Origin of the sequence: Polaribacter sp. Z022 (assembly GCF_023555495.1) — a bacterium.
GTDB lineage: Bacteria > Bacteroidota > Bacteroidia > Flavobacteriales > Flavobacteriaceae > Polaribacter.
Genome location: NZ_JALCZO010000002.1, coordinates 237,440 through 256,480 on the forward strand (window position 1 = coordinate 237,440; position 19,041 = coordinate 256,480).

Consider the following 19,041-nt stretch of genomic DNA (forward strand, 5'->3'; position numbering starts at 1 on the left):
ACAAATGTTTCAAACACTAAAAATATAAGTAATTGAAAAGTATGCTTTTTTAATATTAAAATCAATGATAGACAATGTAATTTTATTACTTTTCTGAATAAATACTTTTTTGAAAATCAAATAAATCTTTAAATTGAATTCCAAGTGCATTAACAATTTTAAGAAGAGTTTTCAAAGTAGCATTTGTACGACCCGTTTCTATACGTTGTAATGCATTTTCTTCCATATCAGATTTAACTGCTAAATCTAATTGAGTCATATTCTGTTCTTTCCGAAATTTTTTGACTTGTTTTCCAGTAAGTCTTATAAACTCTTCTCCCTCAAATACTTTCATTTCCTTAAAATTTATAGAAAAATAGATGTATTTGAAAACAAACAACCCAACATATATGTTGGGTTTTAAAATTTATTTGTTATGTTTGCCTTTTAACACATAAAAAACAAAACATTATGAAAAAAATCTTATTTATTTTAAGTCTTGTAGTTCTTACAAGTTGTGGTTCAAGTTCTAAAGTAGTACAAAAAGAAGTACCTAGGTATAACCCGAATTTTGATTACACGCCACAAGACAGAGCCAACCCAAGAAGTGCTGATATTACCATTGCACTTTTAAATCCTGTTTTTGCTGACAAAAACCCAAATTTGAGAGTGCAACCTTACTCTACGTTTATAGAAAATATGGCAGATGACTTTGAAGAAATGCTGATTGCTAAAGGTTTTTCATTACGTGGACCTTTTAAAAATCGTGATGAAATGGTGTATGGAGATAAAAAGAACTCTGATATAGCGCTAGAGATTAGAATTAGTTTAAAAGACGAGGGAAATTTAGCGTTAAAACAACAAACAAACTGGTCGCAAATGATTAGTAAAAACGCCCCTAACCATTACAAGGTTTCAGGAACATTCTATCACTTTGGTAATATTATCATTGAAGCTACTGACCCTTTTACTGGAGAGAAATTTTGGAAGAAAACCATAGCACTTCCACGTAAAGAAATTATGGCTCAAGGAAACAAGATATGGACAGGGAAACCAACACCAAGGCAATTAATGTCAGAAGATACAGGAGTGTATAATCCAACAGCTAAAGCACTTGAGGAATACTACCAAGAAGCTATTAAAACTGCCTATAGACATATTGATGTGAATGAAATGAAAATGATTAAAAAAGAAATCCAAAAATCTAAACAAAATTAATATGGAAAACCAAGAACAAACTCAGAAAAGAGAAGAAGCAATTAAAGATATGAAAATGTATCTAGCAAATGATTGGAATTTAAAGGAAGAAACACCAGAGTATTTTTTATTAACTCGAAATACGTCATCAACTACGGTGCATATTTTATTAGCCTTTTTCTTTTTTTGGATGGCATTTATACCAAATATTGTGTATCATTTTTCTAAAAAGGAAAAGAAAAAGATATTGAAATAAGGGAAAATATTTTTAAATAAAAAACTGCCTAATAAATATTTTAGGCAGTTTTTTTATGAGTAAGATTTCAGTATTGCTCTAATCCCTTAAGTAATAATGTGTCATTCCTAAACTAATTGCATCAAACATTCCTTGGTGGTGCTGTTCACTATGTCCAAGTTTCCAAGGTCTAGGTAATTGTGATTTGAGTTTCGGAAACCATTCTGAAATACTAACTGCAATTCCATATTTTGTGGTCTTTCCAAATTGCTCAAAAACATTTTGTATATGTTCTCTAGAATATTGATATACATTAATATCTTTATCATTACAAGTCAATACAACATCTTTGATGAGTTTTCTAACCCGTTCTCGTTTTCTAGAGTTCTTAGCACTTGGATCTTCTAAAATCACTACATCTGGCTGCAACTCGTCAATTATTTTTTCAATAAATGCTTTGCTTTTTCTAGAACACATAGGACGTATGCGAACTAACTGTTGATACAAAAGCTTTTTAGGGTTCTCAAAAATCGCATAGCCAACACCTAGCGCATTTGGAAATAATGCGCACACTATTTTCTCGCCCTTTTTCATCGTTCTTCTTTCAACAAGTTATCAAATAGGTTTTCAAAGAATTTTATTCTCGTTTTTACATCAGTAGTAGGCTCTAATTCATCTAATGAAATTAATAGCTCTGGTAATTTTTCCTTAAATTGATATTTCAACATATCCACAGTTTTAGGGAATAAGTCAACCATAGACTTGCCAAATAGGAAGATGTATGTTAAAATTATAGTAAGGTTGATGGAATGTTTACCTTCCTCTATCTGATGAATTAATGTACTATCAACCCCACCGAGCAGATGTGAGATATCTGCTTGGGTGACGGTTGCTTGTTTACGAACTGTTCGTAAATTATTCAATTTGTTCATATATGATTAAGACACTACAGGGTTAGGTATAATAATTTCTGTAGTGTCTTTTTCTATTTTATCAATAATACAAACCATTTATATACTGGAACTCCTTAAAAGTTCTATTTTTTAATTTATGATGAATGCAACGATTGTATTTTGTGAAAGATGTTTACATCTTTCTTTTTCTATTCTCATAATTCCATTAGTTCTATTCTTTTTTATTGGAATTACAGAACTGATTTCTGTTTATTTTTTAACTTACCTCATTTGATTCTTATACCCTGTTTTTACTCAATTTTTTCTTGATTTTTTACATAAATACCTCATAAATAATAGTTTTTCGTGTAATAAATTAACTTTTTTAGTTTTTTCTGATGGGTATATATCCCTAAATTTTATTTTTCATTGATAAAACCTTAATTTTATTTCTGTTTTCTTTCTGTCTTTTTCTTTTGTAGTGTTTATTTTGTTGTGTGTAGATTTTGCATTGATATCAGGATAAAGCTGCATAGCTTTTTTAAATATGGAGTGAAAAAGTAAATTTCTTATGCAACTTTTGCAATAAAAAAACACTTTTTAGGTGTTTTTTTAATAGTTTTCATTGGGGTTATGCAAATTTCTCTGTCTCATAATCTCTCGATGACGTTCACTATCTGTTAAAAAATGTGCTTTCTTCTTTGATTTATATAAAGGAAGCCTAGTTATTTTTGCTTCTTTCCGTTTTAATCCATAGAAAATTTTAGAAGACACTCTCCGTTGTTCAGCAGATACTAATAAATGACCTTGCTCATTGGTAACAGTGATGATTCCTTTTTCAAGCAATCCTTCAATACCACTTGAAATGGTGCGTATAGATAAATTCGTTTTTTCTTCAAAAAATCGCTGTGCAATCCAATCTCGCTTTTTATAACTTTTGGTTCGCTTATCATACCAGCCATAGGTTTGTCGGATAATTACCAACAGAATACACATTTCTGAAGGTTTTAGAATTTTTAAATACTGATCGAATATATAATTCGGAACATTGGTATATGACATTTTAGAACTATAACAAATCTCCTTAACCCTATATATACAGGGCATTTAGCAATATCCTGTATTTATAGAGGTGTAACATTCCGATAAGATGTTTATCAATGACTGCACTACTTCCCACAAAATTATCTGACGAACAAATCAAACAGTTTCAAGATTTGTATTTAAAAAAGTATGGAAAAACAATCAGTTTACAACAAAGTGAAGAATTGGGCTTATATCTAATGCAATTAATTCATGTGGTTTATAGGTGATTTTTCAATTTTCATTGCTATGATATACTTATAAAGCTACACCGTAAAAGGAAAACTATAAAATATTTAAACCCAACAAGGGGCAAAGGATGATTTACGGTGTAGCGCTTTAAATACTTCCTTTGTCCCTTTTTGAGTCTCATAATTATGCATACTAAAAAAGACATAAAATATTTTATATACGCACGAAAGTCTACAGAATCTGATGACAAACAAATGGCCTCCATTGAAGACCAGATTGCAGAAGCTAGAAAACTAGCAACACAATTGAATCTTGAAATAGTGGACATTATTTCAGAATCAAAATCTGCCAAAGAACCAGGAAGAAATGGTTTTAATGAAATGATTGCACGGATTCGAAACAACGAAGCTCAAGGAGTATTAACTTGGAAATTAAATCGTTTAGCACGGAATCCCATAGATGGAGGAATCGTGATTGATTTATTACAAAAAAACACCATTAAACATATTCAGACGTATGGAAAAGAATATCTCCCTACTGACAATGTAATTATGATGTATATCGAGTTCGGAATGTCCAATCAATTCTCAAATGATTTGTCAGTAGATGTTAAACGAGGAATGCGACAAAAAGCAGAAAGAGGATGGTATCCTTGTGCAGTATTACCAATTGGTTACATTCATAACGTAGGAAAACAATTTGAAGATGAAATTATTCCAGATCCAAAACGATTTTCGATCGTACAGCGATTGTGGAAGTTATTACTCAAAGGAAATTATTCTGTATCCGATTTAAAACGTGAAGCCAAAAAGATGGGACTTGTAAATCGAAAAGGAAAACCTTACGCACTAAACACCTTTGCGAAATTATTTGAAAATGAATTTTACGCTGGTTATTTCAGTTGGAGGAATAATGAAGGGATTTTAACTCAATTAGAAGGGAAACACAAAAGAATGATAACCTATTCAGAATTTAAAAAAGGGCAGGAAATCCTAAAAAATAAAGGTAGGCCTACTCGAGTTAATTCTTATAATTTTCCGTATCGTGGTCCCCTTTCTTGTGGAGAATGTGATTCTCCAATTACAGCGGAGCATAAACTACAAATTAGATGTACTCGTTGTAATACCAAGTTTTCTTTTAAAAACAGAACTTCTTGCAAATCCTGTGAGTTACCGATTCAAGAAATGAAAAAACCTACGATTACAGAAAAGGTGTATTATCGCTGTACCAAGCGAAAAAAGAAATGTAGTCAGCCTTATATAGAACAAGATAAGCTTACTGAAATTATTATGAAATATTTACAAGATATTTGTATTGATGAAGATTTTTTCAATCTTGCGATTGCTTGTTTAGACGCTACAGAAAAAGAAGATGTAGTAGAAACTCAAAAACTAAAACAAAGTTTGTTAAAATGTAAAACAGAGCTTTCTACGAGGCTGGATGGTTTGATTACTCTTCGGTTAAATAATGAAATTAGTGCTGATGAAATGAAGGCAACTAAATCTCAAATAAATGAGCAAATGGAAGAATTAGAAAGTAAACTAAAAGATATAGAAATCGCTACTTTTTCTTGGCGTGAGCAAGCCAAAGAAACATTGAAATTTAATTTTAAAGCGATTGAAATTTTTAAAAACGGAGACAATAACAAGAAAAAAGAAGTATTGTCTAAATTTGGTTCGAACCTGAGATTAAAGGACAAATCGCTTTATTTTATAAGGGATTATCGATCTGAGATCATTCAAGAATGGCATCGTCTATATTGTTCTAAAATAGCAGGGTTCGAACCTGAAAAAAGCCTAATTTTAAAGGGCGAAAACCTCGATTTTAGTGATTTTGAAGCGGTGACTTCGAGAGTGCTCCCCCGTCTTAAGTTCGTTCGAACCTCAGAACTACTTTTAGTAGCTTAATATTATACTTCGTGCGTATATATTATATATAAAAACAATCTAATTAGGTTGTTTTTAACTTGATAAACTGACAATTTAAAAATCCCTTAAACTTTCATAGAGACTATAAAACTCAATTCGTAGTTCTATTTTTAACCTTTTTTTAAAGTCCTATTTTTATTAATATCCTTACTTATTTCTAAGTATGTTCGTACTGGAGGTTTTGAGGGGATTTGTACTGGGATTTCATCTAAATTTACTTTTTTCTTAGGTTTTGTTTGCTTCTTGTTATTTTCCATTTTTTAAATATTTATTAACGTCGCCCATAAAATTATTAATATACCTAAACACACAAATATTAATCTCCGAGAGGCATAATAATATTTAAATCTTTTCTCATTTAACTTTTGATTATGAGAAGAACATTCAACATAATATTCAACTAATTCAGTTTGAAAATATTTTTTAGAATATTCTAATACTGCATTTTTATATTCATCATCATTTAAAGCATCAATATTTTTAAATTTACTAGAATATTCATCGAAAATTATTTTTTCTCTTTCATAAAATACATTTGATAATGGTAGATATTTATATTTTTTAAATCCATTATCATACATTTTGATAAGATTAATAATAGCCATTAAGAAAAATCCAACAAGAATTAGAGATTGAAAAAGTATAAAAACACGCAAAGCCAATTTATTAGAGTTTAAAAGTATACTTGAATATTCTTTTATAAGATAAAATGCTCCTGCAAATAGCAAACTAAGAATTGTTATTGGCAATCTGACTTGCGTACTAATATGTAACTTAATTTGTAATTCTTTATCATATCTATCTTTGTAGAAATCTATATTGGTTAACCCTTCAATCATCTATAGTTATTTTATCAAATCTAATCCCAGCACAATACCAGTCCAAAGTTCTCCTTGATAAACCCAATTTTTGGAATCATTTAAACCGTAATCAAACCCTAGGGCAAGTCCAATATTTACTCTATTTATAGTAAAAACCCCTGCTCCTCCAAAACTTAATCCTAAAACAGATTTTTCTTCAGTAATTGTGTTATTGGTATTTGAAGCTTTTAGTGTAACTGGTGTTAGACCTAAAAAAGGTGAAAGAGAAAATGACAATGTTCTCTTATCATATCCAGCCATTTTTACTTGGCCTTTGTTATACGAGTTATAAATAGGAGTTAAACTTGTTTTATTCCATTGATAACCATAAGCTATACCTGCGTTAAAATTAGTTGAAACAGTACTAGATAATCCCCCTTTTTCACTTCTAATTTTAAAAGGTATTGTTAATGTCTGAAAGACAGGTTTATTTGTAGTGTATTTAATTGCTTTTGTTTTTATAAACTTATTATTTGATTTTAATTCCTTTGCATCAGTATAAAATTGACCTTTTCCAATTTTTATTAACTCTTCTGCTTTTAGACCATTTTTAGTAAAAGCATATCTATCAGCGAGTCTTAAGCCATCAGAATCAGTATCAAAATCTATATTTGTTTTGATTGAATCAAGAAGCTTAAAATCTTTTAAATTTAAGGGTTTGAATCTTATTTTATCATCTTCGATTTTAATTTTCACATCAACATTTTTTTCTGCTTTATATATATAAATATCATGAAAACGTACCGTTTCAGTTGAAGCAATATTTTCTTTGTAAGTAGTTATTACGGTTCCTTTTGATAATTTTTGGACATCTAATGTTCTTGTTGAGCTACAAGAACAAAAGATAACAAATGTTACGAGTAATATTATTAGTTTTCTCATACAATTGGTCTTTTAGGTGCTACGACGAACTTACTTTTTTCAACAGGAGTTTCAAAAATTTTTGTTTGTGGATTATACCCAACATCATCATTTTCAAGAAGATGCGTTAATGCATTAAATTTAGTCAGAGAAAGTCGTTTTTTCCACATAGATTTTTTACTACCAAAAAAAACTGTAATTACTCCATAAGGCTTTGTAGCTTCTACCTTTAAAGCTTTTTTAAAATGAGTTACTTTATAATACATAATTCTAATTTTTAGTTTATAAAAATATTACACTTCACATTAAAATAAATACCTACAATTAGGTATTTATTTCTATAAATTCATTTTTATTTTGTTTTTTTCATACTTTAATAAAGATTTAGAAAGGTGTAATTTATTTTCTTTGATGAAATCTAAAATTATGTCTTGATTCATATCTTTTGGAATATTAACCCCTAATTTTTTTATGGCACTTCTTGGTATTCCATATTCTGATAAAATGGATAAATTTTCAGGTAAAAAATCATTTTCTATGTGGTTAGAATAAAAAGAATAATTACCAGGTCTTAATCCTTTTTCTTGACAAACAAATTTTTGAATTTCATTTATAACTGATAACCATTTGGGTACTTTATACTGAAACCAATGTTTCAAAATTTGAAAAACTCCCTGAATTGCTATGTCCAATAAATCAACGTCAGACTTATTATTATTTGAAGCCATACCTCTTAGGTAAGAAAAATTACTATTTATTAACTGATTTATATTTTGCTCTAAACCATAATTAAAAGTCATAAAAGTTAATCTTTTTGCAGTCATTGGTCTAGTAGTCTCACCCTCAACTATCAAGTTATTCCAAGCTAAATCAAAAACATATTTTAACTGTTCATATTTGGGGAAATTATCCCAAGAAATTAATTCATAGTGATTCTCTATGTCTGAACGTAATGTATCAAATATGTTCTTTTGACCTTGAACCTTAACACCATTTCTTTTTATAATATCCTTTTCATCATTAGGAATACCATCAATACCTTTAAATTGACTAGAATTTTGATTCTTAACTTCTGACTTATCGATTTGAATTAAAACTTCATCTTTTATTGGATCTTGTTGATAAAATGGTATATCAATTATTATTTGTTGCTTAACTGGAGGTGGATTAAAATTATAAATATTTCCAACAAAGTGAACCATCATTCTCCCAGCTCTTCCCTTGATATTTGAATAATCAAAATAATCAACATCACTACCTCCTTTAGTTGAATCAAAATATATTATATTTTTCGCACTAGTATTTACTCCCTCAATAATAGTACTTGTACAAAACAAGTATTTTAATTTATCTTCATTAAAATAATCTATAATTGATGTTGTAATATGTTTTTGTAATGCTCCATCATGAATTCCAATATCATATTTTAAACATTTTAATAAACTCCAATCCTTAGTTACATATTCCTCAACCCATTCTTTTAATGGATAATTGACTTCACTTTTTACTTGATTTTTATCTTTTAAATATTGAGCGAATTTTTTTGAAATACCTCTAACTCTATTGGGAGAAGAACAATATATTATAGTTTGTTCATGCCTTAATTCATCTAATAATTCAAATAATACATTTTCTTTAAATGCTGCCTTTTTCCCTCTTGTACCAAATTCACCATTATATTTTTCATATATATTAATCTCTTTTGAATCAACTAATGAATAATTACTCTTATAAAAAATAGCATTATATTTTTGTTCAAATCCTTCACTTATTCCATCTATATTAGGCCCAAGTAAGTAAAATTTTGGATTGTATTTTTTTAAAATATAATAGAAAGCATTATTTAATGATGATGACCTTTCATCATCTCTTTGACCACTTAATTTATAAAATTCATCAATTACAAAAAAATCAATATTAGGAAACTGATTATATTCATTAACTCGTTCAGCGGTAAAAAGAAAGATATTACCTTTTTTTGAGGATGGTTCTTGTGAAGTTCTTATTATTATTTTGTAATCACTATTATACTTTAGCAATTTTCTTCTTGTTTCATCCAATAAAGCAAGTGTTGGTTGAATGATAATAATATTTCTATATTTATTAGAAGATATTATCTCCTCAAAAAGTAAGCTTTTTCCGAAACTTGTTGGAGCACTTACAATAATATTTTTTTCAGATTTTAAGAGAGATAATAAGTACTTTTGTTCTTCATGAAAATACTTATTAAGGTAATCTGAATGGTAATAATTTTTTCTAATCTGAGCATCAGTGGTTACTGGATTTAAATTCTCCTTTTCTAAGTATGGGTAAAAACCAACGGACTCAACTAAATCAGTAAGAATTTCTTCGTATTTAATATCAAATTTATTTTTATTGTTTAAGATATTAATGATTAGCTTTTCTGCATCGTGTCTGTTTTCGATAATAAGTACACTACACTCTTTATAAATATCAAAAGTTTCATCATTAGTTAGATATTCAGATGATTCTATTTTTTCTATTATTTGATCTATCATAAATCTAAAGATTGAATTTTACTTAAATTTTCATGAAGACCTTTAACTAGTTCTTTTTTATCTTTTACTGGAAATAGTATGAGAATAATATTTAATCTAGATTTTAATGGATGATCATTTTTTTCATCAAAATAAGCTTTTAGTTCTCTCATCTCCTTTGTATAAATATCAATGAAATCTTGTGAAAATTCATCAACACTTGAATCACTTAATAATTCAGAATTATAAGTACATAATAAAGGAATATTTATAGCACTTAGTTGGTTAATCAATTTATTTTCTTTCGAGAGTAAATCCAGCCATTCATCTTTTTGAGGAATATTGTCAAAGTATTTAATCTTTTTAGATATGAGTGTAAATTCAGAATTTAAGTAATCAGTATTAAAATGTTCTTTTATATCCTGAACTAATGCCTTTACTCCATTTTTACCTGACTTGTATAATTTTGATTCTCCTAACCACAAACTATTATTACTGGGTTGGATATGTACAGAATCAAAACCATGTACAGCATGACCTCTTGTGTCTTTAAAATGTATTTTTGATAATAGCGGTATTGTATTATAGAAATCCCTTAATAATAAGTGCAATATTAATTCTCCAAATTCCCCTCGTCTTAAAAATTTATCTTCAATATCATCCTCAATTTCGTCTTGATTATTTAAATAAATATCTCTGGCATTCTTAAAAGAATCAATTTTATACAAAGATTTTGCAGCTTCAATTAAAACAGGAAGTGTTTCTGTATTACTTGTTTCCTCTCCATCATGGAAACCAAATGCAAATTCGTGGATTACTTGAGTAAGTTTATTTATAAGAGGTTTGATTCTATAGACACTTTCATTATTGTCGTCTATATCAAACCCTACAAAAAAAGTACTTAGTTCATTTTCATCAATTTTATGAGAAATTATCGATTGGGAATTAAAAGGAGTTGGCATAGCTTTATCATATAACAGTTTTTTTCATTGATAAAGATAGGTATATAAAGAATAACATCAAAACATTTTAAATATCAGACTATTATCTATTAACTCAATACCTACTTTTCTTAATAGCATTTTTTATTTCTTCTTTACTTCTAAAATCTAAAGGTATTGGTATGTGAGTTGGATACCTATAAAGTCCAATAGTAAACGAATGATTTCGAGAATCTTCATAGTTCCTCCAACCAGTAATTTCAGTTAGATGATTGAGTTCATTTTCATTATCAATATTCAATACATAGCCAAATGGTGGAAATGTAAGTTCACAAACAGCGCCATACATATTGGTAAAAGTTAAGCCCAACGTCCTAATTTGTCCTTCGTTATTAAGATAATGATATATCTTGTATCTATCAGGTAATTCTGTTTTTTTTACATCTAAAGTAAAATCAAGTAATTCGGGGTAAAGTTCAGTAAAGTAAACATCATTCATACAAATAAACATAGATACTATTTGCTTTAAAATTCTTAACGGATTTTGGTTGTTTGCTTCAAATTCAATATACTGAAAATCATATTTTAAATTAATATCCATACCAACATTAGCCCACTTAGAAAAAGGGCGAACATAATTGTTGTTTAAAAAGCTATTACAATCTCGACATAAAGTATAGTAACCTAGTCCCCCTTGCTGAACCCTTCCTGTAGGTTTGTAATCAAGGAAACTTTGATTAGCAAAATCACTATGAGATATTGAATAATATCGAGTATTCTTATTGAAAGCTACTCTAGGAGGAATGTGTTCAAAACTTAATTTCTTTTCTTTTTTACACAATCGGCAAATACCAATTTGCATTTTTCTTTTAGTCATTTTTTTTAAGCAATGGAGAATTTTTATTTATAATAAATTGTTGATTTCTATAATTTAAAGTTATTTCATTAGCTAACTTCAAACCTCCTTTCAATGAACCAATTAAAGCATTTAAAGAGGTAATAAATGCAACGTGAACAGCATACATTAGCATTTTTTCATCTACTATTTTTTCTGAATTATTAATTGCATTTTCACAACACTCTTCCATAATAGCTTTATGTAATGGGTGAATCTTTTCAATTTTTAAATTAGAAATTACTTTTTTGTATAATTCTTTTTCTTCCATTTTTTGTATTTTGTTTCATAAATATAAGTTTTATAATTAATAATTGATGTTTGTTAGTTCAATTTTAAAATTTCTTTTAGCTTCTTTTGAATAATTTACTGTAATTGTTTTTTTCTTAACCTTTTTCCAATTATACTTTTTTACATATTCTGATAATACTTTTGAATCATAAAGTAGAACGCATAGATCTACTTTCTTCAATAGTATTTTTATTTGTATTAAAATCATAATCAATATTTATATAGGTCTTAAAATTTTTAAAATGAGAATTTTATATCTTGGTTGTTATTTTGGAAATCTTTATCTCCTTTGAACCTAGAAATACACTTATTATAAATCATAAAAACCGATAGCTTGACTGCTATCGGTTTCTTTTATTAAATTTAATAAGATAAACTATTTTTTATTTTTCAGATGTTAACGCTATATCTTCTGGTTGTACCTCAATTACTTTACCATTGCTAGAAACTACAATTGGTGTTTTTTTAAACTTTTTAAATTCAACCATTTTTGCATGTGCAATTTTAAGTCCTTTTGAAACTTTTGTTTCTAAATCCGTTAATTCTTCTTTAATTGTCATTATATGTTTTTTTAAGTTGTTGCCAAATACTTTTATTTTCTACAAAAAATGTTCCATTAATAGAACCTCGAGCAATAGTTCTAAATTCTTTTTCAGAATTATTAATTAATAACCATTTATCTACAATAGGAATATACAAATTAAAAAGGTTTTTAAGCCCTTTGATAAATCTCCGTTTAATTACATCAATTGGAATATTATGCCCTCCCTCTTTCACTCTAATACTTACCCTATTGATTGCTAAATCAATTGAGTCCAAAGATAAGAAAAGAAGTGTAATGGTGTATCCTTTGTTTTTTGCCTTTCTAATTAAGGAAGTATAACTTTTTGTAGAAAGTGTTGTTTCTAAAGCAAAAGATTTATTATTTGCTAATAAATCATGAATTCTCTGTAACATCATTCTGCCAGATTGTATGGCTACAGCATCAGGATTAAATGGAGAGAGCCCTTTTGCTATTTCATCAGCATTTACAAACTCATCACAATTAAAAATTTCAGGCAATATGGTATAGGAGGCAGTTGTTTTACCTGCTCCATTTGGTCCTGCAATAATATATATGTTTTTCATGAACTAATTTATATTAAGTTGTTTTTAAATTTAATATAAGCATACAATATTTTCTTAAAAGCACAATGTATCATTATTTTTTGATATGGATTTTGTGAGGTAGTTAATTACAACAATTTTGGTTTTAAAATTATCCCTGTATATAAGTAATTCCAAACCTGATTTAAAATCAGAGTATGTTTCCTTTTCTAAACCCCAACATCAGTTATTTTGCAGAAACGAACTTTCGAGAAGAACGAAAACTATTTGGTATATATCAAAAAGATCGCTTGTTTCATACGGCTATTTTTGGAAAAACAGGAGCAGGAAAAACCACACTGATTGAAACACTAATCTTACAAGATATTGTTTCTAATCGTGGTATTTTTTTAGTAGATATCCATGGCGATATGAGTACCTCTCTTTTAAAACAAATTCCAGAAAATAGAAAAAAAGATCTGGTGTATATTAATTTGTCGGATTCAAACTTACAATGGAAATACAACCCACTTCGAACTGTTCCATATGAAAAACGTTCTTTAGTAGCTTCACATATTTTAGATACTTTAAAAAAGTTGTGGAGTAGTGCTTGGGGACCAAAATTAGAACATATTCTACGCTATGTTTTACTTTCTTTATTAGATCAACCTTCAGCTCATTTTTCAGATATCATCCGAATTTTACAAGACCCAGACTATCGTGATACTTGTATATCTAATTTGGTGAGTGATGAACTTCGCAATTTTTGGCAAAAAGAATTTAAAAATTACAAGCCCAATGACCTGATTCCAATCTTTAATAAGATAGGTGCTTTTTTAGCACATCCTGCTGTAAAAAAAATACTTATTTCTAATACAAAAGAACTACGATTAGGAACAATAATGAATACTCAAAAAATATGTATTCTACGAATTGCCAAAGGTGATATTGGTCAAGATGCTTCTTTTTTACTGTCTTCTCTTTTTATCAACTCGTTTGCATCTGCATCCTTCTCAAGAGTGATGCTTCCTGAAAATATACGAAAACCTTTTTTCATTTATCTAGATGAATACCCATCCTATATGACTCCAAATATTGGAGTCATGCTTTCTGAATTACGCAAGTTCAAAGTTGGTTTAATTCTCGCTTGCCAACATTTATCTATGATCGAACCGAAATTAAAAGAAGCTATTTTAGGAAATGTTGGAACAACGATTTGTTTTCGACTGGGGTTTTCTGATGCCAATTATTTTACCAAAGAGTTTCATCCAATTTTTGAAGCTTCCGATTTTACCAATCTATCTAATTACGAAATTTACCTACGTTTATTCATTTTAGGGAAAGCATCAGTTGCCTTTTCTGCGAGAACACTTCGCTATGCAGATATCTTCTTATAGCATCCTGTATATATAGCTTTTCATTTTTGCTTCATACTCTTTTTAAAGAACCTTTAAATAAATAAAAAATGATATCAACAAATCTATCAACCCGCCTTATGGGTTGCAGTGAAATAGAAATTCACTACAAACGACCTTTATTTTCAGAAATGAAAACTATTGCTACTGCTCAAGATGTAAATACCATTTTAAGAAGCTACATTAATCCAAAACTAATCGATGTTAAAGAATTCTTTTGGGTAGTCTTCTTATCAAGAGCAAATTGTGTTCTTGGAATTTCTACCATTAATTGTGGAGATGTTCATGGAGTTACAGTTAATATTCGAGAGATTCTCCAATTAACATTACTCACACATGCTTCACAAATTATAGTGGCACATAACCATCCGTCAGGAAAACTAATCCCTTCTAAAAAAGATGAAAAAATCACTAATAAAATAGCAGAGGGAGTCGTTTTATTTGATGTAAAACTTTTAGATCATCTCATCATAACTTCTGAATCTTTTTTATCCTTTGCAAACGAAGGAATGATGTAATTCTTCCCCTTCAACTTTATTACTTCCTAATTCCCCAACTGATCTTATGAAAACACCCATTGCCTACTACGGAGGAAAACAAAATATGGTTTCCACCATACTTCCTCTCATTCCAAAACATTCCATATACACAGAAGCTTTTTTTGGTGGTGGTGCAATTTTCTTTGCAAAAGAACCTGTGGAATCTGAAATCATCAATGATACCAATAATATGGTGGTAAATTTCTATGAAGTAGTAAAAACTAATTTCGAATGGTTGAAGACAAGAATTCAAGCAACTGCCTTTTCAAGAGCAACCTATAATGTGGCTTTGACCATCTACAGAATGCCCCATTTATTCAATAAAAAACAACAAGCCTGGGCATTTTATGTAGGAACAAATTTTGGTTTTGGCTGTGCCATTGGTTCTTGGGGTTATGATAAATACGGAAAACAAGCCAAGAAATTATTGAACAAGAAAATGAATTTTAATAGCGATGTTTTTAAACGATTAGAAAACACACAGATTGAATGTAACGATGCTTGTAAGGTAATTAAAGCAAGAGATTCTGTGGATACGTTTCACTATATCGATCCTCCGTATTTTAATTCCTGCCAATCTTTTTATAATGGTTATTCTGAAGCACATTTTGAAGAACTTCTTGTAACACTTGGAAGTATCAAAGGTAAATTCTTATTGAGTTCTTACCCTTCTGAAATTTTGACCAAACACATCAAAAAAAATGGATGGTATACAAAGCACTTTGATAAGCCTTTAACTGCTAAAAAAAGTGTAGCTGGAGAAAAACGAAAACGTAAAATAGAAGTCTTAACTGCCAACTACTCGCTTAGCGAGCCTAAGTAATATGAGTGGAGCAGAAATTACGAATGAAAATCATAGTAATTCCATCAACCGAAAACCAGCAACCAAAAACAAACTCAAAGTAATAGAACTCTTTGCAGGTGTTGGTGGGTTTCGGATTGCCTTGGAAGGGTATCCAAAGAAAAAGGAAGCAGATTTTGAAGTGGTTTGGAGTAATCAATTCGAGCCAAGAACCAAAAAACAACACGCGAATATAGTGTATAAGAATCGTTTTGGAAGTAAACATAATTCTGAGGAAGATATTGAACATATTGTAAAAAATAAGATGCATTGTATCCCAAAGCACGATTTGTTAGTGGGTGGCTTCCCTTGTCAAGATTTCTCTATTGCCAATCGTTCTCATAACAAGGGGATTGAAGGCAAAAAAGGAAAATTGTGGTGGAGTATTCAAGCGATTCTAAAAGCGAACCAACCTTCCTATATCTTATTAGAAAATGTGGACAGATTACTCACATCACTAGCAGGACAAAATGGAAAAGATTTTGAGGTAATACTCCATTGCTTAAATGCTATTGAGTTTGCTGTAGAATGGCGAGTGATTAATGCCGCTGATTATGGTTTTCCGCAACGAAGACGAAGAGTCTTTATTTTGGGATTTCATAAAAACACATCTCTTTACAGAACTTTAAAAACTTCCAAAATAAGTGATTGGATTACAAAAACGAGTATTGCTACCAAAGCCTTCCCTGTTGATTCAAATGAGCAGATTAAAGTAGGTATTTTACCGACATCTATTGAAAACCTTTTGCAAAAGAAGGATACCAATATTTTTCGCTTAGAAAAAGCAAGAGTGATGCTACACGGTGCTTATTGTTCGTTAAAAGTTACTCCAAAAAATGTTTAACAAAAAAAGAACCCTCAAAGATATTTTACTTGAAGAACATCAGATCCCGAATCTTTTTATATCCAAGAAAAAGATCTAGCTGGTTGGAAGATAAAAAAGGGAGCAAAACAAATTCCACGAATTCATAAAAAAACAGGAGAACCTTATTTCTATCGTGAAAGTAAGGTGGCATTCCCCGATGCATTAAACAAACCTTCAAGAACGATTCTTACTCGAAAGGGTGGAACTTACATCGCCAGAGAAAAACATGTGGTCAAAGTAAATGGACGTTATCGCAGATTACATCCCATAGAATTGGAACGATTGAACGGATTTCCTGATGATTTTACAAAATGTGATGGAATTATGGATAACCAACGTGCCTTTTTTAAGGGTAATGCTTTGGTGATTGGAATAATTGAAAAGTTAGGAAAAGAACTTTCGAAAGCAGTTAACAAAATTAAATAGTAACCTTTAAATTTTAAAAAATGAAAAAAGCAGTAAACAAAACCGTCAATCTTGAATTGGTTGGCGTAAACGGAAATGCATTTATGATTATGGGTGTATTTCAAAGACAAGCCCAAAAAGAAGATTGGAGTCAAGAAGAAATTGACTTGGTATTAGAAAAAGCAAAAAGCAGTGATTACAACCATCTTTTAGCAACGATTGAAAACCATTGTGAACCTAAAGATGAAAACAATGACGATTAAACAACGAAAATTGATACTTCATTTTTTAGAAATGTTGGAGTATCAACTTGAAAGAAGAAAAGTAACAGCAATTAATCCTATTTTCCTTCAGCTATTTTCAAGAAAAGAATTAATTGAAATAGTCTTGTGGCTCTTTACCATTTATGACAAAAGTATGCTGTCTGAAAAAACGGATGAAGAGTTACTAGAACTCATTGGAGATGATGCAAATGTACTTTCTTTTATAATAGAACAATGGAAAAAAAACATTAGTGCTGTTCCGAAATTAACACAAGAAGAAGTAAATAGTTTTTTTGATGAGATACAGCTCGATATTCACTATTTGAGACATAAACCTGTTGAACAATGGGATGATTACGATGTCAGTAATTATTATTCAATCTTGTTTAAACGAGGAAAGACAAAACGTGTCTTTGCCATTTTTACATCAGATGTAAAAGATGAAGACAAGTATGCAGTGACTACTCAACCTTCTTTCTTTTTTGACACTAAAGAAGAAGCTGAACAAGAAGTAGAAAGTATCTGTAAAGAAACCAAACAAAGTGCAACTGATTTTGTGATTCACACACTTTGGAAAATAAACTAAAAATTAAATATAAATCCGTGCAACTTGCACTTAATCTATGGTAATTCACCATCTAAAACTAAATAATTATGAATACAAGTATTGTAGATGTCTTAATTGAAAACATCAAAACAGACCAACAGTTACTGCAAGAAGTAGAAACTAAAATAGAAGCTTTAAAAAGTGAAAAATCTATCATTTTTGAACGATTAAAAAGTTCTCGAAAAGATGTGAGCGTAATGCTGAAATATGCTAATGAAGCACAACAAGCTAAAATTACGGAATTAGGTTTTGATATTTCTGAACCTCAAAAAAGTATGAATACTATTGCTGCTTTTGCTTTTGATATTATTATAAAAGCAAAAGACAATCAAATGACCAATGGCGAATTATACGATGCTTATGTAAAGATTTGTAAGGACAAAAATGAGGAAGCTGAAAAGTATTCTGCTTTTAATATTAAATGTCGTTCGTTGTTTAATACGCAGAAACTCTTTCGTAAGAAAGCATTAAACGGTGCTTCTTCTCGTGAAGATATGATTTCTTTGAATGGGCGTGTACTTTCGAAAGAGAAAGCTAACCCTGATAAGAATTCGGAAATTCCAAAGGAAGAAGTAGGAAGAGTATCTTCAAAAGACAAACAAACACCAACAGAAACCGATAAAAAAGAAACACAAAAGCTGGATGGTAAAGAAAAGCCTGTAGATGCGAAAAAGAAAAATGCAAACAATAAAAAACAAAATCATGGAAAAAGATAATTATCTAGATATTTTTGAAAAACAAGAAAAAGCGATTCATCATTGCCTTTGGTTGAATTTTAAATATCGAATTGCAAAAATAACTTTTGGAGTTATACATGGCCCAGATAATAATTGGGCAGTCTGCGAAGAAGCAACTGCCCAAGAATTGGAAATGGATTTTCTAGATATTCTTCCTAAAGATTATTCGAAAATGAATTATGATGATATTCGTCATATCCGAATGGATAGAGAACCTTCACCACATCTAGAAGAGTTGGTAGGACATTTTTCTACAATGGATGGAGAGATTTTACGATTTATCCTGCATAGTAAAATCCCTATTGAAAAGTTGATTCAATTTGAATTGGCTGGACGTGGTTTTGATAAAAATCACAGATGGGTTGGTTTTAGCAAATCTTTTGAGATTTGGCTAGAAAACAATTGAATACCTAAACACTCATTTATTTGA

General features: G+C 29.6%; 27 protein-coding genes. 12 read left to right on the forward strand and 15 right to left on the reverse strand.

Going from position 1 to position 19,041, the window contains the following annotated elements:
* Window positions 1–85: 85 nt before the first annotated feature.
* A complete protein-coding gene (locus tag MPF13_RS04800) occupies window positions 86–334 on the reverse strand; it encodes a helix-turn-helix domain-containing protein (RefSeq protein WP_249981192.1) in 249 nt (82 codons plus the stop codon).
* Between the two features lie 116 nt (window positions 335–450).
* Here MPF13_RS04800 and MPF13_RS04805 point away from each other — a divergent pair, with 116 nt between their 5' ends.
* Window positions 451–1,197: a hypothetical protein gene (locus tag MPF13_RS04805; RefSeq protein ID WP_249981193.1), complete on the forward strand. Its 747-nt coding sequence runs from the start codon at window positions 451–453 to the stop codon at window positions 1,195–1,197.
* 1 nt (window position 1,198) lies between these two features.
* Window positions 1,199–1,432, forward strand: coding sequence for a DUF8108 domain-containing protein (locus tag MPF13_RS04810; protein WP_249981194.1), 234 nt, complete (start codon window positions 1,199–1,201; stop codon window positions 1,430–1,432).
* A 78-nt stretch (window positions 1,433–1,510) separates the two neighbouring features.
* On the opposite strand, the gene MPF13_RS04815 is transcribed toward MPF13_RS04810, so the two are convergent.
* From MPF13_RS04815 to MPF13_RS04825, 3 genes are all read right to left on the reverse strand, one after another.
* Complete coding sequence (locus MPF13_RS04815; RefSeq protein ID WP_249981195.1) at window positions 1,511–1,888, reverse strand: hypothetical protein; 378 nt, start codon at window positions 1,886–1,888, stop codon at window positions 1,511–1,513.
* A gap of 113 nt (window positions 1,889–2,001) precedes the next feature.
* Window positions 2,002–2,334 (reverse strand): hypothetical protein, encoded by a 333-nt coding sequence (locus MPF13_RS04820; protein WP_249981196.1) that lies wholly within the window; start codon window positions 2,332–2,334, stop codon window positions 2,002–2,004.
* 582 nt (window positions 2,335–2,916) lie between these two features.
* Window positions 2,917–3,366, reverse strand: a complete 450-nt coding sequence (locus tag MPF13_RS04825; protein WP_249981197.1) for a replication protein — start codon at window positions 3,364–3,366, stop codon at window positions 2,917–2,919.
* 398 nt (window positions 3,367–3,764) lie between these two features.
* On the opposite strand from MPF13_RS04825, the gene MPF13_RS04830 reads away from it, so the two are divergent.
* The gene (locus tag MPF13_RS04830; protein ID WP_249981198.1) at window positions 3,765–5,486 is read left to right on the forward strand and encodes a recombinase family protein; all 1,722 of its coding nucleotides are present in this window, start codon (window positions 3,765–3,767) and stop codon (window positions 5,484–5,486) included.
* A gap of 131 nt (window positions 5,487–5,617) precedes the next feature.
* Here MPF13_RS04830 and MPF13_RS04835 read toward each other — a convergent pair whose 3' ends face one another.
* The 11 genes from MPF13_RS04835 to MPF13_RS04885 all read right to left on the reverse strand — a co-directional run bounded on the left by MPF13_RS04835 (window position 5,618) and on the right by MPF13_RS04885 (window position 12,981).
* On the reverse strand, window positions 5,618–5,764 hold the full coding sequence (locus tag MPF13_RS04835; protein ID WP_249981199.1) for a hypothetical protein: 147 nt from the start codon (window positions 5,762–5,764) through the stop codon (window positions 5,618–5,620).
* Window positions 5,765–5,767: 3 nt separating this feature from the next.
* On the reverse strand, window positions 5,768–6,346 hold the full coding sequence (locus MPF13_RS04840; protein ID WP_249981200.1) for a hypothetical protein: 579 nt from the start codon (window positions 6,344–6,346) through the stop codon (window positions 5,768–5,770).
* A 6-nt stretch (window positions 6,347–6,352) separates the two neighbouring features.
* Window positions 6,353–7,249 carry a hypothetical protein gene (locus MPF13_RS04845; protein WP_249981201.1) on the reverse strand — a complete coding sequence of 299 codons (897 nt, stop codon included), beginning with the start codon at window positions 7,247–7,249 and terminating at the stop codon, window positions 6,353–6,355.
* Window positions 7,246–7,494: a hypothetical protein gene (locus MPF13_RS04850; RefSeq protein WP_249981202.1), complete on the reverse strand. Its 249-nt coding sequence runs from the start codon at window positions 7,492–7,494 to the stop codon at window positions 7,246–7,248. Before MPF13_RS04850 ends, MPF13_RS04845 begins: the two co-directional genes overlap by 4 nt.
* 72 nt (window positions 7,495–7,566) lie before the next feature.
* Window positions 7,567–9,747 (reverse strand): DEAD/DEAH box helicase, encoded by a 2,181-nt coding sequence (locus tag MPF13_RS04855; RefSeq protein ID WP_249981203.1) that lies wholly within the window; start codon window positions 9,745–9,747, stop codon window positions 7,567–7,569.
* Window positions 9,744–10,688, reverse strand: a complete 945-nt coding sequence (locus MPF13_RS04860; RefSeq protein ID WP_249981204.1) for a HamA C-terminal domain-containing protein — start codon at window positions 10,686–10,688, stop codon at window positions 9,744–9,746. Before MPF13_RS04860 ends, MPF13_RS04855 begins: the two co-directional genes overlap by 4 nt.
* A gap of 94 nt (window positions 10,689–10,782) precedes the next feature.
* Window positions 10,783–11,544 (reverse strand): hypothetical protein, encoded by a 762-nt coding sequence (locus MPF13_RS04865; RefSeq protein ID WP_249981205.1) that lies wholly within the window; start codon window positions 11,542–11,544, stop codon window positions 10,783–10,785.
* Entirely contained in the window at window positions 11,537–11,833 is a 297-nt protein-coding gene (locus tag MPF13_RS04870) for a hypothetical protein (RefSeq protein ID WP_249981206.1), read from the reverse strand. The genes MPF13_RS04865 and MPF13_RS04870 overlap by 8 nt, the downstream gene beginning before the upstream one ends.
* Window positions 11,834–11,869: 36 nt before the next feature.
* Window positions 11,870–12,061: a hypothetical protein gene (locus MPF13_RS04875; RefSeq protein ID WP_249981207.1), complete on the reverse strand. Its 192-nt coding sequence runs from the start codon at window positions 12,059–12,061 to the stop codon at window positions 11,870–11,872.
* Window positions 12,062–12,236: 175 nt separating this feature from the next.
* Window positions 12,237–12,413 (reverse strand): hypothetical protein, encoded by a 177-nt coding sequence (locus MPF13_RS04880; protein WP_249981208.1) that lies wholly within the window; start codon window positions 12,411–12,413, stop codon window positions 12,237–12,239.
* Complete coding sequence (locus tag MPF13_RS04885) at window positions 12,403–12,981, reverse strand: ATPase (protein ID WP_249981209.1); 579 nt, start codon at window positions 12,979–12,981, stop codon at window positions 12,403–12,405. Before MPF13_RS04885 ends, MPF13_RS04880 begins: the two co-directional genes overlap by 11 nt.
* A gap of 176 nt (window positions 12,982–13,157) precedes the next feature.
* On the opposite strand from MPF13_RS04885, the gene MPF13_RS04890 reads away from it, so the two are divergent.
* From MPF13_RS04890 to MPF13_RS04930, 9 genes are all read left to right on the forward strand, one after another.
* Window positions 13,158–14,336, forward strand: coding sequence for a type IV secretory system conjugative DNA transfer family protein (locus MPF13_RS04890; RefSeq protein ID WP_249981210.1), 1,179 nt, complete (start codon window positions 13,158–13,160; stop codon window positions 14,334–14,336).
* A 68-nt stretch (window positions 14,337–14,404) separates the two neighbouring features.
* Window positions 14,405–14,872: a JAB domain-containing protein gene (locus MPF13_RS04895; protein WP_249981211.1), complete on the forward strand. Its 468-nt coding sequence runs from the start codon at window positions 14,405–14,407 to the stop codon at window positions 14,870–14,872.
* A 46-nt stretch (window positions 14,873–14,918) separates the two neighbouring features.
* On the forward strand, window positions 14,919–15,716 hold the full coding sequence (locus MPF13_RS04900) for a DNA adenine methylase (RefSeq protein WP_249981212.1): 798 nt from the start codon (window positions 14,919–14,921) through the stop codon (window positions 15,714–15,716).
* A 1-nt stretch (window position 15,717) separates the two neighbouring features.
* Entirely contained in the window at window positions 15,718–16,578 is an 861-nt protein-coding gene (locus MPF13_RS04905) for a DNA cytosine methyltransferase (protein ID WP_249981213.1), read from the forward strand.
* A 165-nt stretch (window positions 16,579–16,743) separates the two neighbouring features.
* A complete protein-coding gene (locus MPF13_RS04910; RefSeq protein ID WP_349666021.1) occupies window positions 16,744–17,025 on the forward strand; it encodes a DNA cytosine methyltransferase in 282 nt (93 codons plus the stop codon).
* Between the two features lie 20 nt (window positions 17,026–17,045).
* Window positions 17,046–17,267: a hypothetical protein gene (locus tag MPF13_RS04915; RefSeq protein ID WP_249981214.1), complete on the forward strand. Its 222-nt coding sequence runs from the start codon at window positions 17,046–17,048 to the stop codon at window positions 17,265–17,267.
* Window positions 17,257–17,853, forward strand: a complete 597-nt coding sequence (locus tag MPF13_RS04920; protein ID WP_249981215.1) for a hypothetical protein — start codon at window positions 17,257–17,259, stop codon at window positions 17,851–17,853. The genes MPF13_RS04915 and MPF13_RS04920 overlap by 11 nt, the downstream gene beginning before the upstream one ends.
* A 68-nt stretch (window positions 17,854–17,921) precedes the next feature.
* Window positions 17,922–18,590: a primase-like DNA-binding domain-containing protein gene (locus MPF13_RS04925; protein ID WP_249981216.1), complete on the forward strand. Its 669-nt coding sequence runs from the start codon at window positions 17,922–17,924 to the stop codon at window positions 18,588–18,590.
* The gene (locus MPF13_RS04930) at window positions 18,577–19,017 is read left to right on the forward strand and encodes a hypothetical protein (protein ID WP_249981217.1); all 441 of its coding nucleotides are present in this window, start codon (window positions 18,577–18,579) and stop codon (window positions 19,015–19,017) included. Before MPF13_RS04925 ends, MPF13_RS04930 begins: the two co-directional genes overlap by 14 nt.
* Window positions 19,018–19,041 lie beyond the last annotated feature (24 nt).